This window comes from Bradyrhizobium sp. AUGA SZCCT0222 (genome assembly GCF_018130205.1).
Lineage (GTDB): Bacteria > Pseudomonadota > Alphaproteobacteria > Rhizobiales > Xanthobacteraceae > Bradyrhizobium.
The window spans coordinates 81,034-100,787 of record NZ_JAFCLX010000024.1; the positions used below are offsets into that span (position 1 = coordinate 81,034).

The window sequence follows — 19,754 nt, forward strand, 5'->3', positions numbered from 1 at the left end:
AACGCGTCAAGACAAAGAGTAATCGCGACACACAAGAGGACAGAACATGCCCCGCTTTGCCGCCAATCTCTCGATGATGTTCAACGAGGTCCCGTTCCTCGACCGCTTCGACGCCGCCGCGAAATCGGGCTTCACTGCCGTCGAATTCCTGTTTCCCTATGAGCATCCGGCCGACGAAGTAGGCTCGCGGCTCAAGGGCGCCGGGTTGACGCAGGCGCTGTTCAACCTGCCGCCGGGCGACTGGAATGCCGGCGAAAAGGGTTTTGCGGCGCTGCCGGAACGTTTCGACGATCTCAAGAACAGCCTGCAGACCGCGCTGCCCTATGCGCAGGCGACCGGCGTCAAGCGGCTGCACCTGATGGCCGGGATTGCCGACCGGGGCGATCGCAAGGCGGTAGAGGCCTTCTACAAGTCGGTGGCCTGGACGGCCGAGTTCTTCGCGCCCCATGGCCTCGACGTGGTGATCGAGCCGATCAACTCGCGCAACGTGCCCGGCTATTTCCTCAACGATTTTGGCTTCGCCCGCGACCTGATCGTGGAGCTGAAGATTCCGAACTTAAAACTGCAGTTCGACATCTATCACTGCCAGATCATCCATGGCGACGTCACCATGCGGCTGCGCGAGATGATGCCGATCATAGGCCACATCCAGATCGCCAGCATCCCCTCGCGCAACGAACCTGACGGCGAGGAGTTGAACTATCCGTTCCTGTTCGCTGAGCTCGACCGGCTCGGCTATGGCGGCTTTGTCGGCTGCGAATATAACCCGCGCGGCAACACCACCGACGGCCTCGGCTGGTTCAAGCCCTACGCCGGAGCAAAATCGTGAAATTGTCTTTGGGCTGCATCGCCGACGACTACACCGGCGCCTCCGATCTCGCCAACACGCTGACGCGCTGCGGCCTGCGCACGGTGCAGACCATCGGCGTGCCCGCAGGCGACCTCGCGCTGCCGGAAGTCGACGCGGTGGTGGTGTCGCTCAAAAGCCGCTCGATCGAGGCGGGCCTTGCCGTCACCAGGTCGCGGTCGGCGGAAAAATGGCTGCGCGGCCGCGGCGCTGACCATGTGCTGTTCAAGATCTGCTCGACCTTCGATTCCACCGACGCGGGCAATATCGGCCCTGTGATGGATGCGCTGCGCGGCGATTCCGGCGATGCCATCGTGCTGGTGACGCCGGCCTTTCCGGAAACCGGCCGCACCGTCTATCAGGGCAATCTGTTCGTTGGCGCCGTACCGCTGAACGAAAGTCCGCTGAAGGATCATCCGCTCAACCCGATGCATGATTCCAATCTGGTGCGGGTGCTGGCGCGCCAGAGCCAGACCAAAGTCGGGCTGGTCGACCTTGCAACGCTCGCGCGCGGGGAAGCTTCTGTGCGCGCGCGTCTCACCGATCTCGCCGGCAGAGGCATTGGCGCGGCCATCATCGATGCTGTGTTCGACCGCGATCTGGAAACCATCGGCAACGTCGCGCTCGATCATCGATTGTCGGTCGGCGCCTCCGGCATCGGGCTCGGCCTCGCGCGGGCGATGGTCGCGTCCGGCAAGGTCAAATCCAACGTTGCAAAGGCTGACGCCGATGCGCCGGTCGGCGGACCGGCCGCGTGCCTGGCCGGCAGTTGTTCGCAGGCGACGCTGCAGCAGATTGCCAATGCCGAAAAGGCTATGCCGGTCTTGCATCTCGATCCCGACCGCGTTGTCGCGGGTCCCGATGAGGCGCGGCGTGCGCTGGCATGGGCGAAGGAACGGATCGGTGACGGCCCGCTTCTGATCGCGAGCAGCTCGACGCCGGATCAGGTCGCAGCTCTGCAATCCCGGCATGGCCGCGATGCAGCTGGACATGCCATCGAGCAGGCGATGGCCGATATCGCGGACGGATTGGTGCAGTCCGGCGTGCGCCGGCTGGTTGTCGCAGGTGGTGAAACTTCAGGCGCCGTGGTCGATCGCTTAGGGATTCCCGGCTTCCTCGTTGGCGCAGAAATCGCTGCAGGCGTGCCGGTTCTGCGCGCGGTGGGCGCGAAAAACGGCGAGATGCTGCTTGCACTGAAATCGGGCAATTTCGGCGGCGCCGAATTCTTTTCCGACGCGCTCAAGCTGATGCGCTGAGCGTCCTACGCCGTTCATTTCTCAGAGACTTCTGTCGCGTACCGTATTTTTACGGTGCGCCAAATTAACACAACCTGAGAACGAATAAGATTCTGCTGCGTGCAAGGGCGCCGACTCAACCCGCCCGTCGCAACTGGCGCGTCGTCCGCGCGTCCAAAACCAAGAGATTCCAACCCATGCTTGCCAAGTACTCGATCCGCGCCAAAATCATTACTGTCGTTGCCTTCCTGCTGGTCGCGATGACGGGCATGGGCCTGCTGGCGGTCCGCAACATGCGGGCGATGAACGCCGACACCGTGGATATCACGACCAACTGGATGCCGAGCGTTCGCGTGCTCGGCGACCTGCGCGCCGGCGTCATCACCTACCGCAACGTGATCCGCGAGCACATGCTGGTCGGGACGCTGGAAGGAAAGCAGGCCCAGGAGAAAACCTTGGCGAGCGTGGTCGAGAACAACAACAAGATCCGCGCGCTCTACGAGCCGATGATCGCCTCCCCGGAGGAGCGTGCGCTCTACAAGGAATGGTCCGACCTCTGGGAGCGATACAAGAAGGGTACCGAGGAAGTAATGGCGCTGTCGCGCAGCGCCGTCGGCAAGGTTCCGCTCGAGGCGCATGAAATGAACTCGAAGACGGTCAACAAGATCGGGCTCGAGGCCGACGCCGTCCTGAAGAAGAGCATCGACCTCAACAACACCGGAGCCGACAAGGCGGCTCAGAGCGCGGCTGACAGCTACGCGTCCGCTCTCTTGATGCTGGCCGTGATTCTCGGCGTCTCCGTCATCACCGGCATTGCCGTCGGCATCTATCTGGTTCGCGACGTCTCAAGCGGCATCGCTTCCATCGTCACCCCGATGCAGGCACTGGGCAAAGGCGACCTCAGCGCGGAAGTTCCGCATCAGGGCGAGAAGACCGAAATCGGCGCCATGGCAGACACCTTGCAGGTATTCAAGCAGGCGCTGATCGCGAAGAAGGCCGCTGATGAGGCCGCCGCCCTTGACGCCGAAGCGAAGATCGAGCGCGGCCGCCGGGTCGACGGCATCACCCGCAATTTCGAATCTGTCATCGGCGAGATCGTCCAGACCGTGTCATCAGCTTCGACGCAGCTCGAAGCCTCGGCCGGCACGCTGTCGGCGACCGCCGAGCGTTCGCAGTCGCTGACGACCGCGGTGGCGGCGGCTTCCGAGGAAGCTTCCACCAACGTGCAGTCGGTGGCGTCGGCGACCGAAGAACTGTCGTCGTCGGTCAACGAGATCAGCCGCCAGGTGCAGGAATCGGCGCGCATGGCGACCGACGCCGTCGGCCAGGCCCGCGTCACCAACGACCGGGTCAGCGAATTGTCGAAGGCGGCGAGCCGGATCGGCGACGTCGTCGAACTCATCAGCACCATCGCAGGCCAGACCAATTTGCTGGCGCTCAATGCGACCATCGAGGCGGCGCGCGCCGGCGAAGCCGGCCGCGGCTTCGCCGTCGTGGCGTCGGAGGTGAAGGCGCTGGCCGAGCAGACCGCGAAAGCCACCGGCGAGATCGGCCAGCAGATATCGGGCATCCAGGCCGCGACCCAGGAGTCGGTCAACGCAATCCAGGAAATCAGCGGCACCATCGAGCGGCTGTCGGAGATCTCCTCGACCATCGCCGCCGCGGTGGAAGAGCAGGGTGCCGCGACGCAGGAAATCTCCCGCAACGTGCAGCAGGCTGCGCAAGGCACCCAGCAGGTCTCCGCCAACATCACCGACGTCCAGCGCGGCGCGAGCGAGACCGGCTCGGCCTCCTCGCAGGTGCTGTCGGCGGCGCAGTCGCTGTCCGGCGACAGCAACCGCCTCAAGCTCGAAGTCGGCAAGTTCCTGGATTCGGTCCGGGCGGCCTGACCCCCGGCCGATCACCGGCGAAGAGCCCGGCTCCCAAGGGGGCCGGGCTTTTGCGTTCTGCAACCTTGCAGCGAAATCCGGTTGGGCTACTCGGTAGCCTCTACTGAGCTAAAATTAACCAGTCTTGTTTACAAGAGCACCATCTTTACGGCGCGCGCACTGTTCGGTGGTTCCCGCTTTGCCATCGCCGACTGCGCGTTTTGGGGAAATTTGGGGTTCGCTGACAATGATCAAGCTCAATCGCATCGGATACAAGCTGGGCCTGGCTGGCGCGGTCGGCATATTGCTGGCGGGTGGCATGGTGGCCAACCAGATGATGTCGGAACAGGCGATTGAGGCGGCAAACAGCCGCGCCGATCGCTCGCAGCGGGTCATCGATGCCGCGATATCAGCTAACCTGAACGGACGGCAGATCGAACTTGCCGCGCGCAACGTCAGGCTGGCGACAAAGGCCGCCGACGTCGAAAGGAACGCAGCGGACCTCAATCGATTCAAGGCCGCCGAAACCAAGGCGCTGGATGACGCGCAGGCGATTGCGGCGATACCGGATATCAAGCAGCGCCTTGAGAAAATCAAGTCGCTGATGACTTCCTACACGACCGGCGTCGATGAACTGGCGAAGACGCAGCTCAATCTCCTCGCGGTGATCGACAAGCGCTCGGCAGTTTCGGCTGAATGGACCAAGGCGATCGAGACCCAATTGGCGTCACCCGCAATGGCCAAACTCGACAACAAGCTCGAAATCGAAAAGCTGCTGCATATGGCCGACGCCAAGGTCAACTCGCTGCGGGCCATGGTGTGGCGGCTGGGCGCCACCGGCGATGTCAGCCTGATCGCCCAGATCGCGAAGACCCAGGCCGCGCTCAAGAACAATTTCAACCTGTTGCGGGGCGAGGCCGACGACCGCGATTTGCTGGTGGTGGTCAGCTCGCTGGATTCGATCGTCAAACGTTTTCTGGCCGCCAATGACGAAGCGGTCAAGATCGAGGAATTGAAGGCGGACATTGTCGCCAACCGCACCGTCAAGTTTGCGCAGGAGGCGGGCACGCAGATGGATAGCCTGGTCGACATAGCGCGAAAGAACTACGCCGTATCGAAGGAAGAAGCTGCCGCCGAGACCGAGCGGGCCAGCACGGTCAGCCTCGCCATGGGTATCGTGGTGATTATCGCGCTGTTCGCATCGATGGTGTTTTCCTTCCTTGGGATCTCCCGTCCGATGATGCGCCTGAACGGTGCGCTGGGTGAGATGGCCGGCGGCAACCTCGACGTCGTGATCCCCGGCGCCGGGCGCGGCGACGAAATCGGCGACCTTGCCAAGACGGTCACGATCATCAGAGAGAATGCCGAGCAGAAGGCCCGCGACGAAGCCGAGACCAAGATCAAGCAGGACCAGATCGCCGCCCGGCAGCGCAAGGACGACATGATCAAGCTCGCCGATAACTTCGAGACGGCGGTCGGCGAGATCGTCGAGACCGTGTCGTCGGCCTCGAGCGAACTGGAAGCCTCCGCCGGCACGCTGACGTCGAACGCCGAGCGCGCCCAAGAACTGACCACGATGGTGGCCGCAGCCTCCGAGGAAGCTTCCACCAACGTGCAGTCGGTGGCGTCCGCGACCGAAGAGTTGTCCTCCTCGGTGAACGAGATCAGCCGTCAGGTTCAGGAATCGGCGCGGATGGCCACTGCGGCCGTCGACCAGGCCCGCACCACCAACGACCGCGTCAGCCAATTGTCGAAGGCGGCGAGCCGGATCGGCGACGTCGTCGAGCTGATCAACACCATCGCCGAGCAGACCAATCTCTTGGCGCTCAACGCCACCATCGAAGCGGCGCGCGCCGGCGATGCCGGCCGTGGTTTCGCGGTCGTGGCGTCGGAAGTGAAGGCGCTGGCCGAGCAGACCTCCAAGGCCACCGGCGAGATCGGCCAGCAGATATCAGGCATCCAGGCGGCGACCCAGGACTCCGTGAACGCGATCAAGGAAATCAGCGGCACCATCGAAAAGCTGTCGGAGATCTCCTCGACCATTGCCGCGGCCGTGGAAGAGCAGGGTGCTGCGACGCAGGAAATCTCCCGCAACGTGCAGCAGGCCGCCCACGGCACCCAGCAGGTGTCCTCCAACATCACCGACGTGCAGCGCGGCGCCTCCGAGACCGGCTCGGCCTCCACGCAGGTTCTCTCCGCCGCGCAATCGCTGTCGGGCGACAGCAACCGTCTCAAGCAAGAGGTCGGCAAGTTCCTCGACTCGGTGCGCGCGGCCTGACCATAACGGGATGACGATACGAAAGCCCGGCCTCCGGAAGGGGCCGGGCTTTTTGCATTTGGTTGCCTGCGTTTGCGGAACGGTGGGCTCCGTACTTCTACCGTACCTCAACCCCGCCATCCGGCTGGTCGGCGTGCTGCCCGGCCCGAGCCGGGGCCAGCAGCTATGCCAAGGAAGTGAAGGACGGCTGCGCTGCCCGCGTTGGCTATTTGGCCCCGGTTCGGCTAAATCAGCGCGGTTGAACTGGCCTTTTTTGGATGCCGGTTCTCAGCCCTTCACAGGCCTCGGGATTGCCTCCTAGATGATCGCACTGGTCCGTATTGCGCTGAGCCGGCCCTATACTTTCGTCGTGCTCGCGCTGCTGCTGCTGATCATCGGACCCTTGGCCGCGCTGCGCACGCCGACCGACATCTTCCCGGATATCCGCATCCCCGTCATCGGGGTGGTCTGGAACTATACCGGCCTGCCGCCGGACCAGATGTCCGGGCGTATCATCACGCCGTTCCAGCGGGCGCTGACGACCACCGTCAACGACATCGAGCACATCGTCGCCAATTCCTACACCGGCATCGGGATCGTCAAGATCTTCTTCCAGCCGGGCGTCGATATCCGTACCGCCAACGCCCAGGTGACGGCGATCTCGCAGACGATGATCAGGCAGTTGCCGCCCGGGGCGACCCCGCCGCTGATCCTCAATTACAGCGCCTCCACCGTTCCGATCATCCAGGTGGCGCTGTCCGGCGAGGGGCTGACCGAACAAAACCTCGCCGATATCGGCATCAACCAGTTGCGTACCCCGCTCGTCACCGTGCCGGGCGCGGCCATTCCCTATCCGTTCGGCGGCAAGCAGCGTCAGGTCCAGATCGACCTCAATCCGGCCGCGCTGCAGGCCCGCGGCCTGTCCGGGCAGGACGTTGCCAACGCGCTCGCCGCGCAGAACCTGATCACGCCGGTCGGCACCCAGAAGATCGGCCAGTTCGAATACACCATCCAGCTCAACAACTCGCCGCTTCGAATGGAAGAGCTCGGCGACCTGCCGATCAAGGCGGTGAACGGCGCGATGGTCTATGTCCGCGACGTCGCCTCCGTGCGCGACGGCAATCCGCCGCAGACCAACATCGTGCACGTCGACGGCAACCGCTCGGTCCTGATGATGGTGCTGAAGGCGGGTGCGACCTCGACGCTCGATATCATCGCGGGCATCAAGCAGAAGGTGATCGAGGTCAAGGATTCGCTGCCCGACACGCTGAAGATCGGCTTCATCGGCGACCAGTCGGTGTTCGTGCGCGGCGCCATCGAGGGCGTTGCCGTCGAAGGCGTCATCGCCGCGCTCCTGACCAGCGTGATGATCCTGCTGTTTTTGGGAAGCTGGCGTTCGACCATCATCATCGCCGTCTCGATCCCGCTGTCGGTGCTGGGCGCCATCATCATGCTGTCGGCGATCGGCGAGACGCTCAACATCATGACGCTCGGCGGGCTGGCGCTGGCGGTCGGCATCCTCGTCGACGATGCCACCGTGACCATCGAGAACATCAACTACCATCTGGAGCAGGGCAAGCCGGTCGAGCAATCGATCCTGGATGGCGCCAACCAGATCGTGACGCCGGCCTTCGTGTCGCTATTGTGCATCTGCATCGTGTTCGTGCCGATGTTCTTCCTGCAGGGCGTGGCGCGCTTCCTGTTCGTGCCGATGGCCGAAGCCGTGATGTTCGCGATGATCTGGTCGTTCCTGCTGTCGCGCACGCTGGTGCCGACGATGGCGAAGTATCTGCTCCAGCCGCATGTCCATCATGAGGGCGGGCCGCCGCCGACGCGCAATCCGCTGGTGCGCTTCCAGCGCGCCTTCGAGGCGCGGTTCGAGCGGATTCGCGCCGGCTACCACGATCTGTTGTCGATGGCGCTGGGACGGCGGCCGCTGTTCGTCACCGGCTTTCTTGCCGTGGTCGCGCTGTCCTTCCTGCTGGTGCCGTATCTCGGCCGCAACTTCTTTCCGGCGGTCGATGCCGGCAACATCCTGATGCATGTCCGTACCCAGGTCGGCACCCGCGTCGAGGAGACCGCCAACCAGCTCGCCGACGTGCAGAAGGCGATCCGCAAGATCATTCCGCCCGGCGAGATCGAAACGCTGACCGACAATATCGGCATGCCGATCTCTGGCATCAACATGACCTACAACAACACCGGCGTGATCGGACCGGCGGACGGCGACATCCAGATCAAGCTCAGGGAAGGCCACCGGCCGACGGACGAATACGTCCAGATCTTGCGCGAGCAGTTGCCGCGGCTGTTCCCCGGCATGAACTTCTCGTTCCTGCCGGCCGACATCGTCAGCCAGATCCTGAACTTCGGCGCGCCGGCGCCGATCGACCTGCAGATCCGCGGCGCGGACATGAAGGCGAACTTCGACTATGCCAACAAGCTGCTGAGCAAGATTCGCCGCATTCCCGGCATCGCCGACGCGCGCATCCAGCAATCGCCCAACGCGCCGACCTTCAACATCGATGTCGACCGCACCCGCGCGCAATATGTCGGTCTGACCGAGCGCGACGTCACCAACAGCCTCGTGGTCAATCTCGCCGGCAGTTCGCAGGTCGCGCCGACCTTCTACCTCAACCCCGACAATGGCGTGTCCTATTCGATCGTGATGCAGACGCCGCAATACAAGATGGACTCGCTCAGCGCCCTGCAGGCGCTGCCGATCACCGCGACAGGCAATACCCAGGCGCCGATCCTGGGCGGCATCGCGGACGTGAGGCGCTCGACGTCGAGTGCCGTCGTCTCGCAATACGACATCCAGTCGATGGTGCAGATCTATGCGACGCCGCAGGGCCGCGACCTCGGCGCGGTCGCCGCCGACGTCCGGACCGCGATGGCGGAGACGGCGAAGGATGTGCCAAAAGGAAGTTCGGTGGTGCTGCTCGGCCAGGTGCAGACCATGAACAGCGCGTTTTCGGGCTTGCTGTTCGGGCTGCTCGCCGCCGTGGTGCTGATCTATTTCCTGATCGTGGTGAACTTCCAGTCCTGGTCCGATCCGTTCGTGATCATCACGGCGCTGCCCGCGGCCCTTGCCGGCATCGTCTGGATGCTGTTCACGACGCAGACCACGCTGTCGGTGCCGGCGCTGACCGGCGCCATCATGTGCATGGGCGTTGCCACCGCCAACAGCGTGCTGGTGATCAGCTTTGCGCGCGAGCGTTACGAGGAACTCGGCGATCCCATCGCGGCGGCGCTGGAAGCCGGCTTCGTCCGTTTCCGTCCCGTCCTGATGACGGCGCTCGCGATGATCATCGGCATGACCCCGATGGCGCTCGGGCTCGGCGAGGGCGGTGAGCAGAATGCGCCGCTCGGGCGGGCGGTGATCGGCGGCTTGATCTTCGCCACCATCGCCACCCTGATGTTTGTTCCCGTGGTGTTCAGTATGGTACACAAGAAACAGGGCGTCATTGCCGACGCTGCACCGGAGAGCCCGCATGACCACTGAACAACGCCCGCCGGTATCGCGCCGGAAATTGGGCCTATTCGGGGTCGTGGCGCTGATCGGGGCGGGACTGATCGTCGCCACCGGCATCCGGGCGCGCGAGGAATCCGGCGCGAAGCTGCGTGAATGGACCGACAACCAGGCGGTTCCCTCCGTCGCCGTCGCGTTCCCCAATGCCCGCGCGCTCAACCCCACCATCGATCTTCCGGGCCGGCTCGAAGCCTATTCGCGCGCTCCAATATTCGCGCGCGTCAGCGGCTATCTGAAAAGCTGGAGCGCCGATATCGGCGCCAAGGTCAAGGCAGGCCAGGTGATCGCGGAGATCGAGGCGCCCGACCTCGACCAGCAATTGCTGCAGGCTAGAGCCGATCTCGTCAGCCAGCAGTCGAGCGCGCGGCTGTCGGAGGCCACGCTGAACCGGCGCAGGACGCTGCTCGCCTCGAACTTCGTCTCGATGCAGGAAATCGACGAGCGCACCGCCGACCTCGCCAACAAGAAAGCCGCCGTCAATTCCGGCACCGCCAATGTCGAGCGGCTGGAGGCGCTGGCGGGCTACAAGAAGATCACCGTGCCGTTCGATGGCGTGGTCACCGCGCGCGAGACCGACGTTGGCGCGCTGATCAATGCCGGCGGCGGTTCGGGCCCTGCGATGTTCGTGGTGTCCGACATCACCAAGCTGCGCGTCTATGTCAACGTGCCCCAGAGCTACGTTCCCGCCGTCAGGATCGGCGCGAAAGCCGTGCTGACGATGCCGGAATATCCGAACCGGACTTTTGCCGCGACGGTGGAAGCATCCTCGCAGTCGGTCGATGTCTCCTCGGGGACGACGCGCATGCAGCTGGCGCTCGACAATGCCGGCGGCGAACTGATGCCCGGCGCCTATGCCAATGTACGCCTGCCGCTGGAACGCGACGCCGTGCCGCTGCACATTCCCTCCAGCGCGCTCATTTTCAACAAGGACGGTTTGCGGGTCGCGACCGTCGGCCCGGACGACAAGGTGCTGTTCAAGACCGTCACCATCGCCCGCGATCTCGGCAAGGAGATCGAACTCGCCTCCGGCGTCACCCCCGACGACCGCATCATCACCGCGCCGCCCGATGGTATCGCCGACGGCGATCCGGTCCGCGTCGTCGGCGCTGCCGCCAAGGGCAAGCCCACGACGGCCTCGGAAAAGCAGGACGTGAAGGGGTAGGGCTCTTCCTTAACCTCGCCCCGCTTGCGGGGAGAGGTCGGCGCGTAGCGCCGGGTGAGGGGGTACAGGTCTCACTTCAAGCTGCACTCGCGGAGAGAGCCCCTCACCCCAGCCCTCTCCCCGCGAAGAGCGGGGCGAGGGAGTAGGGTCACCCCACCCGCCACTCCAGCACACCATCAGCGGCCGTGACGATCTCGCCGAGCGAACCCACCGGCGTGCGGTCCATGTTGCGCAGGTGCGCCAGCGTGGCGCTGTCGCTCGCCGGCACCCGCGCCAGCGCCCGTGCATCGCCGGCCGTGCGCATCATCACCACGCCGTGCTCGACATCGCCTTTGCCGCCATAGATCACGGTAAAGCTCTCGACCTTGCCTTTGCCGCTGGCTTCCGTGACGAACTCCGGCACGGCGCCCTTGCGACGGTCGGCTTCGGCCTGAACGCTGGTGTCCTGCGCCAGCGCCTCCTTTGGCGCCTGCCGCGACAGCACCAGCCCATGATGCTTGGTGACAAAACCGCCCTGGCCGTAGAGCAGGCCAAGCGTGCCGCCATCGCGCAGCTTGCGCACCATCGCGCAGGCGGCATGCGTCATATAGGTGTTGAGCGGAGCGCCGAAGAACGTGAGGCCGCCGGTGACGGTGGGCCTGACGTCGGGGCCGAGCCCCAGCGTTCGCCGCGCCATCTTCGGCACGCAGGGAAAGCAGCTATACAATTCGATCGCGTCGAATTTTTTGCCGTCGCCCTCGACGAGGTCCATCACGGCGTTGAGCACGGCATTCTGCGGATGGCTTTCAAAGAACTGGTCGCGCAGCAGATAATCGCGCGGTTCTTCAGCAGATGCGCCGCCGAGAGGATAGATCAGGCGATCCTCGGGCACGCCGGCGGCGCGCGCCTTTGCCAGCGACGTCATCAGGATCGCGCCGCCCATGTTGACGGTCGGGTTGGCCACCATCAGCTTGGTGTAGGGCCAGGCGATCAGCCGGTTTTCCGGCGTCGGCGTCGTGATCTCGTCCGGCGTGAAGTTCTTCTTCAGCCATGAACTGGGATTCTCCGACGCCACGCGCGCATAGGTCGACCACAGCTGTCCGGATTCGGCCAGCGCCTCGCGCGGGGTCTGGCCCCAATGCGCTGATGTGGCGGACTCATACAGCGGATAGACCGTGATGGGGCGGAACACGCCGAGCGTCACCGCCATCGGCTTCTGGAACGCCGCGCCGCGCTTCGGTTCCTCGACGTCATGGGCGAACGGCGTCCAAGGCAGGTCGATGCCGGCCCGCTGCGCTTTTGTTGCGGTCGATTGCGCCTCGGCGCCGCACACCGCGGCCACGCTGCATTCGCCGCGCGCGATGCGCTTGGCCGCCTCATGCAGATAGCGGATCGGGCTCTCGCCGCCGACCGGGCCGTAATAGCAATGCGCGGGCGTGGCGCCGAGCCGCATCGCGAGCAGCTTTTCGGGATCGCGGTAGCGCCAACTCAGGAAATTGACCACATCGAGCGAGCCGAGTTCGCCGAGCAGTTTTGCACCGCTGTCCGCCTCCGCGCGCTTCAGCGCCTGTTCCAGCAGCGCCAGCGGTTCGAGTCCGGCAGCGATGTCCTTTGGCCGGTCGACGATTTCGCCGACGCCGACGATGACGGGAATGCGGTCTTCGGGGAGGGATGTTGGCATTTTTTTGTGGCTTTGCTTTTGGGTTATCAATTGTTACGCGAGACTTTTTCTTCCGTCATTGCGAGCGAAGCGAAGCAATCCATCTCACCGCGCGAAGAAAGAATGGATTGCTTCGTCGCTTCGCTCCTCGCAATGACGGGGAGAGGTCGTCATTCCTCCATCAATGCGTTCATATGTTCGACCGCATCGACAAAGTCTTCCTTGAATTCCTGCACCACCGCGCCGGCGGATTTGACGCTGTCGATCAGGCCGACGCCCTGGCCGACGAAATAACTGACGAGGTCGCGCGCCTGGACGTTGCCGGCAGCCGCGGCGCGGTCGATCGAGTTGAAGGCGTCGCGGCTGATAATGCTTTGCAGCGGCATCGGAAGCGCGCCGGGGCTGTCGGGCCCGCGGTCCCAGGCATCGGTCCATACCGAGCGCAATTGCCGCGCGGGCTTGCCGGTACGGCCCTTGGAGCGGATGGCATCGCGCGAGGACGCCGCAATCATCTTCTCGCGAAAAATTTCGGTGGTCTCGGATTCGACCGTCGCGAGCCACACCGAGCCGGTCCATGCCCCGGCCGCGCCCATCGCCATGCAGGCTGCCATCTGGTGTCCGGTCATGATGCCGCCCGCCGCCAGCACCGGCACGTTGCGGATCGGCTTGATCGCCTTGATCACCTCGGGCACCAGCACCATGGTGGAGACTTCGCCGCAATGCCCGCCGGCTTCGGTACCCTGCGCCACCAGAATATCGACGCCGGCCGCGACCTGGCGCAGCGCGTGCTCCTTGGAGCCGATCAGCGCAGCAACCGGCACGTCATGCTTGCGGCCCATCTCGATCATCGCCTTCGGCGGAACGCCGAGCGCGTTGGCGATCAGCCTGATCGGATGACGGAAGGAAACGTCGAGCAACTCCAGCGCGATCTCGGCGTCAAACGGCTGCGGCTGGTTGTCGGCGACACTCTCGGTCGTGAGTTCGATGTTGTATTTCTTGAGGAGATTGCGGGTGAAATCACGGTGCTCTTGCGAAACCCGCTTCTCCAGGCTTTTCCAGGAAACGTTCTTCTCGCCTGATGTCGAAATGTTTTCCGGGATCAGCACATCGATGCCGTAGGGCTTGCCGTCAACGTGGTCGTCGATCCATTTCAGTTCCTGCTCCAGCGTCTCCGGCAGGAAACGGGTCGCGCCCAGCACGCCAAAGCCGCCGGCACGGCTGACGGCCGCCACCACGTCGCGGCAATGGCTGAAGGCCAGCAGCGGAAACTCTATTCCCAGCATGTCGCAGATCGGGGATTTCATGGTCGTATCCGTTCCCTGGGCGGCTTTCGTGCCGCTCGTTGTTGGTTTTTGTTTGCCGTGTTGACCCGACGCTAGCCCATCAGGGGCTGGGATGCCAAGCGGCATTCCCGACGCGTAGTCTTGCGCATTCCACGTCGCAAAATATGCAACCCGGCGCGGCCGATTTGTCTCTTGCGCTTTCGTACCCAGCGGAGAATGCTGTTTGCCAAATCGACAATAAATCGAGGGAGCCCGCATTCATGTCCGCATCGCCATCCGTTTCCGGGAAAGTTTCCGAGAGCTACGACGTCGTCGTGGTCGGCGCGGGCTTTGCCGGCATGTACATGCTGCATAAACTGCGCGGGCAGGGCTTTTCAGCGCGGGTCTATGAGCAGGGCGATGGCGTCGGCGGCACCTGGTACTGGAACCGCTATCCCGGCGCGCGCTGCGATGTCGAGAGCATGCAGTATTCCTATTCGTTCTCCGAAGAGCTGCAGCAGGAATGGGACTGGAGCGAGCGCTACGCGCCGCAGCCGGAGATTTTGAAATACGCCAACCACGTCGCCGACCGTTTTGGTCTGCGTCCCGACATTCAGTTCAACACAACAGTCGAACGCGCGGAGTTCGATGAGCGCACCAATCTGTGGTCGGTCACGTTATCCGGCGGCAAGACCGTCATTGCAAAATTCGTGGTGCTTGCCACCGGCTGCCTGTCGAACGCGCGGATGCCCGAGATCAGGGGTCTCGATGGTTTTAAGGGCAAGGTCTATCACACCGGTCACTGGCCTCATGAAACGGTCGACTTCACCGGCCAGCGCGTCGGCGTGATCGGCACGGGATCGTCGGGCATCCAGTCGGTGCCTGTGATCGCCGAGCAGGCCAGCCACCTCACGGTGTTTCAGCGCACCGCGAATTTCTCGATTCCCGCCCGCAACGCCATGCTGACCGAGGAAGAGCGGCAGGCGTTCCGCGCCAAATATCCGGAAGTCAGGCAGTTCGCGCGCACGGAATCGCGCAACGGCATCTATACCGAGATGCCCGATCGCGGCGCGCTCGATGATGGCGACAACGAGCGCCGTTCCAAGTACGAGGCGCGCTGGACTCGCGGCGGCCTCACCTTCATGTCTGTCTACAACAATCTCGCGCTGGACCAGGCCGCCAACGACACCGCCGCCGATTTCGTCCGCGAGAAGATCACCGAAATCGTCAAGGATCCCGAGAAGGCAAGATTGCTGCAGCCGAACAATCATCCGATCGGCTCAAAGCGCATCTGCATCGACACCGAATATTTTTCGACCTTCAACCGTCCGAACGTGACGCTGGTCGACATCAAGGCCAATCCGATCGAGGAGATCACGGCCAATGCCGTCCGCACCGGCGGCAAGGACTACGAAGTCGATGCATTGGTGCTGGCGACCGGTTTCGACGCGATGACCGGATCGGTCGCCAAGATCGACATCCGCGGCCGCAATGGACAGACGCTGAACCAGAAATGGGCCGAGGGTCCGCGCACCTATCTCGGCCTGATGAGCGCCGGCTTTCCCAATCTCTTCGTCATCACCGGCCCCGGCAGCCCGTCGGTGTTGTCGAACATGATCGTCTCGATCGAGCAGCATGTCGACTGGATCGCCGACTGCGTGACCTATATGCGCGACCGCGGCTTTGAAGCCATGGAAGCCAAAAAGGACGCCGAGGATAATTGGGTCGCCCACGTCAACGAGGTCGCCTACACCACGCTCTATCCGCAGGCCAATTCCTGGTACATGGGCGCCAACGTCCCCGGCAAGCCACGCATCTTCATGCCCTATATCGGCGGCGTCGGGCCTTATCGGCAGATCTGCGACGACGTCGCGGCCAAGGGCTATGAGGGCTTTGCGATGACGGGGGCGGAGCCGGCGCGGAAGGTGGCGGTATCGTAGTCACTACCGTCATTGCGAGCGAAGCGAAGCAATCCATCTCTCCGCGAAAAGAAAGAATGGATTGCTTCGTCGCTACGCTCCTCGCAATGACGTGTTTAACCACCTTCCCAACACCTCCACAAACCGATCCGCATCGGCCTCATCATTGTAAACATGTGGCGACACCCGCAGCCGTCCCAGACGCGGCGCGACGTAGACGCCGTCGCTCGCCAGCCCCTCGACGAGTCCCGCCGGCATTCCGCCCTTGAACGCCAGGCTCAAAATATGCGGCGCGCGCAGCCGCGCATCCGGTACGCTGACGCCGGTGGCGCGCACGCCCTCGGCAATCCGCTCCGTCAGCATCGCGAGCCGCTGCACCACGGCCGCTGCGCCCCATTCGGCCATCATCTCCATGCCAATGGACGCCATCTCCAGCGAAATAAAATAATCGCGCTCGCCCATGTCGAAGCGGCGCGCATCGGGCACGTAACTGAGATCGGTGAAATAGACCGAATTCTCGGCACGTACGTCGCGGCGGCCGGCTGAGGTCTGCTCCAGCGGAATGCCGTTCTGATGGCGTTTTGCAACATAGAGAAAGGCGCGGCCATAGGGCCCGAGTACCCATTTGTAGGTCGGAAACAGCACAAAATCCGGATCAAGGCGCGTCACGTCCATCGCCAGCACACCGGCGCCCTGCGTGGCGTCAACCAGGAAGGCCGCGCCTTGCCGCCGCAGCGCCGCGGCAATCTTGTCGACATCGATCAATCCGCCATCCGACCAATGCACCGAGGAGATCGAGGCGAGGCTGACCGGTGGCGCGCCGGACCGTTCGATCGCCGCCAGAACCGCCGACGTCCAGTCACCGTCATCGGGCTGTCGAACCGTATCGACGACAAAACCTTGCGCCTCGGCGCGCGCGTGCCATTCCAGCACCGGGGAGGAGTGATCGCTTTCCAGCACGATCACGCGCGTTCCGCGGGGAATGGTCAAAAGCTTCGCCGCCGTCGCGACGCCGTAACTGATCGAGGGGGTCAGCGCGATATCGGACGCCTCGGCGTTGATCAGCCGGGCGGCGGCAGTCCGCGCGCGTTCGTTCTGCTCGTTGGCAAAGGAAGCCGGAAGCGTCCATGGCGTGCCCTTGCGCCCGACCGCGGCGCGGCCGGCTTCCAGGGTCCGGATCGGCAAGGGGCTGCAGGAGGCGGCATTGAGGTAGCAAATCTCGCGCGGGATATCGAACAGGGCGCGCTGCGAGGCAAGCATCCGGAAGATCTCTCTTGTGGTGACCCGTCCATTATGGCCGATCGTGACCAAGCCAGCCACAAAAGCATTGCTCCGAGTACAACTCTGCCGCGCCTCATGACTTTATTTGCTGAACCTGGGCCATGGCAGGCGCGACCAACGGGCGTTCGCAGAGCTCCACGATATCAGTGGCAACAGAGGCGGCCATGTCACTTTCCTACGAAACCCAGCGACCCATCGCCTCGGACAATATCGTCGCCGGAGCCGTCTACGTGCTTTACGGCGTAGGATATTTCACCGGGATTACAGCGCTGATGGGCGTCATCATCGCGTATGTGAAAGTCGACGATACCGACCCGGTGATGCAGTCGCATTTCCGGTTTCAGATCAGGACCTTCTGGATCGGACTGCTGTACCTTGCGATTGGCATTCCGTTGTCCCTGGTGCTGATCGGCCTCCCGCTTCTTGCCTGGTGGTTCATCTGGTCACTCATCCGCATCGTCAAGGGCGGCCTGTTGAGCATCGAGCACAAACCGATCGCTAATCCGAGCTCCTGGCTGTTCGGATAATACAGCCGGCGGGAAGCTGCCCCCTAAACCTCCAGCCACTCCTTGCGTACGCGGGCATTGGCGGCAAGCTCGGCCGGCGTTCCCTCGAACACGATGCGGGTGGCCCATCACATAGAGGCGGCGGGAAAATCTTCAGCGCGATGGTGAGCTTCTGCTCCACCAGAAGAATAGCGGTACCGCGGCGTGCGATTTCATCGAGCAGGGTGCCGACCTGTTCGACCAGCTTTGGCGCGAGCCCCTCCGTCGGCTCGTCGAAATCGCGACATGGACCCGACGCAAACCGCCACGGGAATTGTTGGGCTGCCATGCAGTATCTTGCGGTTGGCGGCGACAGCCCCAAGGTATACCAGACAGACGCATTGTAATTCCGCCGCGCGGCAGATCGCCCCTCATGTGACTCGGCCGACAAGAAGCCTGGAGCCAACACGAATGAACGAAATTGTTACCGACCCCACCGCCTATGTGCCGCCCCAAGTCTGGACCTGGAATAAGGAAAGCGGCGGCCGCTTCGCCAGCATCAACCGCCCGATCGCCGGCCCCACGCATGACAAGGAGCTGCCGGTCGGCCGTCATCCGTTTCAGCTCTATTCGCTGGCGACGCCGAACGGCGTGAAAGTCACTGTCATGTTCGAGGAGCTGCTGGCCGCCGGTCACAGCGGCGCCGAGTATGACGCGTGGCTCATCAAGATCGACGGCAACCAGTTCGGCAGCGGCTTTGTCGCGGTCAATCCGAACTCCAAGATTCCCGCGCTGATGGACCGCAGCGGACCGAAGCCGATCCGGCTGTTCGAGTCCGGTGCGATCCTGATGCACCTGGCTGAAAAGTTCGGGGCCTTTCTGCCGGCCGGCGGCGAGGCGCGGGCGGAATGCCTGTCATGGCTGTTCTGGCAGATGGGCAGCGCGCCGTTTCTTGGTGGCGGCTTCGGCCATTTCTATGCCTACGCGCCGACCAAGATCGAATACGCCATCGACCGCTACGCCATGGAGGTGAAGCGTCAACTCGACGTGCTCGACCGGCGTCTGGCCGACAATGAGTATCTCGCAGGCAGCGAATACACGATTGCCGACATGGCCACCTGGCCATGGTACGGCGCGCTGGCGAAGGGTCTCGTCTACGGCGCCGGCGAATTCCTGTCGGTGCACGAATACAAGAACGTGCAGCGCTGGACCGATCAAATCGCAAAGCGCCCGGCGGTGAAGCGCGGGCGCATGGTCAACCGGATCTCGGGCGATCCGGCGAGCCAGCTGCACGAGCGGCATGAGGCCAGCGATTTCGACACCAACACGCAGGACAAGATCGGCGTGCCGACCGACGCTTCGCCGTAGTCCGTAGGGTGGGCAAAGGCGCGCTAGCGCCGTGCCCACCATCTATCCGAGACCGCTGACGGGAATGGTGGGCACGCTTCGCTTTGCCCACCCTACAATCCAAAAAATCCCAACCGAGGAAACCGCATGCCGACTTTCGAAAAAGGCGCCGTTCGTATCCACTACGAGGAGGCCGGCTCCGGCTTTCCGCTACTGATGATCGCCGGCGGCGGATTGAACTCGACGATCGCGGGCCTGTCCGGCAGTTACCCGCCGTTCGATTCGTTCGAGGAGTTCAAGGGCGAGTACCGCTGCATCGCGGCCGATTTGCGCAACGCCAATAGCGGGCAGTCTTCCGGCCCGCTCGAAATCGACCGGCCCTGGGATTCCCACACCGACGACCATCTCGGCCTGATGGATCATCTTCGCATCGACAAGTTCATGGTGCTCGGCTTTTGCATCGGCGGCCCCCTGATCTGGAATCTCCTGAAGCGCGCGCCGGACCGCATCGTTGCCGCCGTGCTGGCGCAACCGTCAGGCTCGCGTCCCGAGATGCGCGATTTGTTCTACGACAACAACACCAAAGGCTGGGCGCCGGAGCTCTTGAAGCAGCGGCCTGATATCTCCGCGGAGACAACAGATAAATTCCTGACCAAAATGTACCGCACCAATCCCGACTTCGTCTTCACGGTAACGCGCGACTTTGTGCGCCAGTGCCGGACACCGGTGCTGATCCTGCCCGACGATATTCCGGCGCACCCTTATACGGTCGCCATGGAGTCGGCGATGCTGGCGCCGAACGCGGAAGTCAGCATGTTCCCGTGGAAGGAGCCCAAGGAGCGGATTCCGCTCGCCGTGCGCCAGATCCGCTCGTTCCTCCGCGCGCACCGGCCGGTGGCGGCGTAGGCATTGGCATCGGTCCA

Annotated in this window: 13 protein-coding genes and 1 pseudogene; 10 read left to right on the forward strand and 4 right to left on the reverse strand. The window is 63.5% G+C overall.

The genetic code is table 11. The features are described 5' to 3' along the window. The first annotated feature begins 46 nt into the window (after positions 1-46). The 6 genes from otnI (at position 47) to JQ629_RS21385 (ending at position 10,898) form a co-directional block, all read left to right on the forward strand. Complete coding sequence (otnI, locus tag JQ629_RS21360; protein WP_212414340.1) at positions 47-829, forward strand: 2-oxo-tetronate isomerase; 783 nt, start codon at positions 47-49, stop codon at positions 827-829. Beyond that, positions 826-2,103: a 3-oxo-tetronate kinase gene (gene otnK / locus JQ629_RS21365; protein WP_212414341.1), complete on the forward strand. Its 1,278-nt coding sequence runs from the start codon at positions 826-828 to the stop codon at positions 2,101-2,103. The genes otnI and otnK overlap by 4 nt, the downstream gene beginning before the upstream one ends. A gap of 176 nt (positions 2,104-2,279) precedes the next feature. Next, on the forward strand, positions 2,280-3,971 hold the full coding sequence (locus tag JQ629_RS21370; protein WP_212414342.1) for a methyl-accepting chemotaxis protein: 1,692 nt from the start codon (positions 2,280-2,282) through the stop codon (positions 3,969-3,971). Positions 3,972-4,200: 229 nt separating this feature from the next. Beyond that, the gene (locus JQ629_RS21375) at positions 4,201-6,228 is read left to right on the forward strand and encodes a methyl-accepting chemotaxis protein (RefSeq protein WP_212414364.1); all 2,028 of its coding nucleotides are present in this window, start codon (positions 4,201-4,203) and stop codon (positions 6,226-6,228) included. A 301-nt stretch (positions 6,229-6,529) separates the two neighbouring features. After that, the gene (locus JQ629_RS21380; RefSeq protein WP_212414343.1) at positions 6,530-9,709 is read left to right on the forward strand and encodes an efflux RND transporter permease subunit; all 3,180 of its coding nucleotides are present in this window, start codon (positions 6,530-6,532) and stop codon (positions 9,707-9,709) included. Beyond that, the gene (locus JQ629_RS21385) at positions 9,699-10,898 is read left to right on the forward strand and encodes an efflux RND transporter periplasmic adaptor subunit (protein WP_212032316.1); all 1,200 of its coding nucleotides are present in this window, start codon (positions 9,699-9,701) and stop codon (positions 10,896-10,898) included. The genes JQ629_RS21380 and JQ629_RS21385 overlap by 11 nt, the downstream gene beginning before the upstream one ends. Positions 10,899-11,046: 148 nt before the next feature. On the opposite strand, the gene JQ629_RS21390 is transcribed toward JQ629_RS21385, so the two are convergent. Continuing rightward, positions 11,047-12,558, reverse strand: coding sequence for an acetyl-CoA acetyltransferase (locus JQ629_RS21390; RefSeq protein ID WP_212414344.1), 1,512 nt, complete (start codon positions 12,556-12,558; stop codon positions 11,047-11,049). 149 nt (positions 12,559-12,707) lie between these two features. Further along, complete coding sequence (locus tag JQ629_RS21395) at positions 12,708-13,841, reverse strand: nitronate monooxygenase (RefSeq protein ID WP_212414345.1); 1,134 nt, start codon at positions 13,839-13,841, stop codon at positions 12,708-12,710. A 239-nt stretch (positions 13,842-14,080) separates the two neighbouring features. Here JQ629_RS21395 and JQ629_RS21400 point away from each other — a divergent pair, with 239 nt between their 5' ends. Next, positions 14,081-15,739 (forward strand): flavin-containing monooxygenase, encoded by a 1,659-nt coding sequence (locus JQ629_RS21400; RefSeq protein WP_212414346.1) that lies wholly within the window; start codon positions 14,081-14,083, stop codon positions 15,737-15,739. Between the two features lie 72 nt (positions 15,740-15,811). Here the strand turns inward: JQ629_RS21400 and JQ629_RS21405 are convergent, their stop codons facing one another. Beyond that, entirely contained in the window at positions 15,812-17,038 is a 1,227-nt protein-coding gene (locus JQ629_RS21405; RefSeq protein ID WP_212414347.1) for an aminotransferase class V-fold PLP-dependent enzyme, read from the reverse strand. 62 nt (positions 17,039-17,100) lie between these two features. On the opposite strand from JQ629_RS21405, the gene JQ629_RS21410 reads away from it, so the two are divergent. Beyond that, positions 17,101-17,526 (forward strand): DUF4870 family protein, encoded by a 426-nt coding sequence (locus JQ629_RS21410; protein ID WP_212414348.1) that lies wholly within the window; start codon positions 17,101-17,103, stop codon positions 17,524-17,526. Positions 17,527-17,549: 23 nt separating this feature from the next. Here JQ629_RS21410 and JQ629_RS21415 read toward each other — a convergent pair. After that, positions 17,550-17,779 (reverse strand): annotated as a pseudogene (locus tag JQ629_RS21415) (ABC transporter ATP-binding protein); the annotation flags it as partial. A 176-nt stretch (positions 17,780-17,955) separates the two neighbouring features. Between JQ629_RS21415 and yghU the strand changes: the two are divergent. Next, positions 17,956-18,852 carry a glutathione-dependent disulfide-bond oxidoreductase gene (gene yghU, locus JQ629_RS21420; protein WP_212414349.1) on the forward strand — a complete coding sequence of 299 codons (897 nt, stop codon included), beginning with the start codon at positions 17,956-17,958 and terminating at the stop codon, positions 18,850-18,852. Between the two features lie 126 nt (positions 18,853-18,978). Further along, positions 18,979-19,737 carry an alpha/beta fold hydrolase gene (locus JQ629_RS21425; RefSeq protein WP_212414350.1) on the forward strand — a complete coding sequence of 253 codons (759 nt, stop codon included), beginning with the start codon at positions 18,979-18,981 and terminating at the stop codon, positions 19,735-19,737. The last annotated feature ends 17 nt before the right edge of the window (positions 19,738-19,754 follow it).

What these genes read in the sequence shown, in the direction of transcription:
- otnI (WP_212414340.1), top strand. Translation starts at nt 47, where the DNA reads ATGCCCCGCTTTGCCGCCAATCTCTCGATGATGTTCAACGAGGTCCCG.
- JQ629_RS21370 (WP_212414342.1), top strand. Translation starts at nt 2,280, where the DNA reads ATGCTTGCCAAGTACTCGATCCGCGCCAAAATCATTACTGTCGTTGCC.
- JQ629_RS21380 (WP_212414343.1), top strand. Translation starts at nt 6,530, where the DNA reads ATGATCGCACTGGTCCGTATTGCGCTGAGCCGGCCCTATACTTTCGTC.
- JQ629_RS21385 (WP_212032316.1), top strand. Translation starts at nt 9,699, where the DNA reads ATGACCACTGAACAACGCCCGCCGGTATCGCGCCGGAAATTGGGCCTA.
- JQ629_RS21390 (WP_212414344.1), bottom strand. Translation starts at nt 12,558, where the DNA reads ATGCCAACATCCCTCCCCGAAGACCGCATTCCCGTCATCGTCGGCGTC.
- JQ629_RS21395 (WP_212414345.1), bottom strand. Translation starts at nt 13,841, where the DNA reads ATGAAATCCCCGATCTGCGACATGCTGGGAATAGAGTTTCCGCTGCTG.
- JQ629_RS21400 (WP_212414346.1), top strand. Translation starts at nt 14,081, where the DNA reads ATGTCCGCATCGCCATCCGTTTCCGGGAAAGTTTCCGAGAGCTACGAC.
- JQ629_RS21410 (WP_212414348.1), top strand. Translation starts at nt 17,101, where the DNA reads ATGGCAGGCGCGACCAACGGGCGTTCGCAGAGCTCCACGATATCAGTG.
- yghU (WP_212414349.1), top strand. Translation starts at nt 17,956, where the DNA reads ATGAACGAAATTGTTACCGACCCCACCGCCTATGTGCCGCCCCAAGTC.
- JQ629_RS21425 (WP_212414350.1), top strand. Translation starts at nt 18,979, where the DNA reads ATGCCGACTTTCGAAAAAGGCGCCGTTCGTATCCACTACGAGGAGGCC.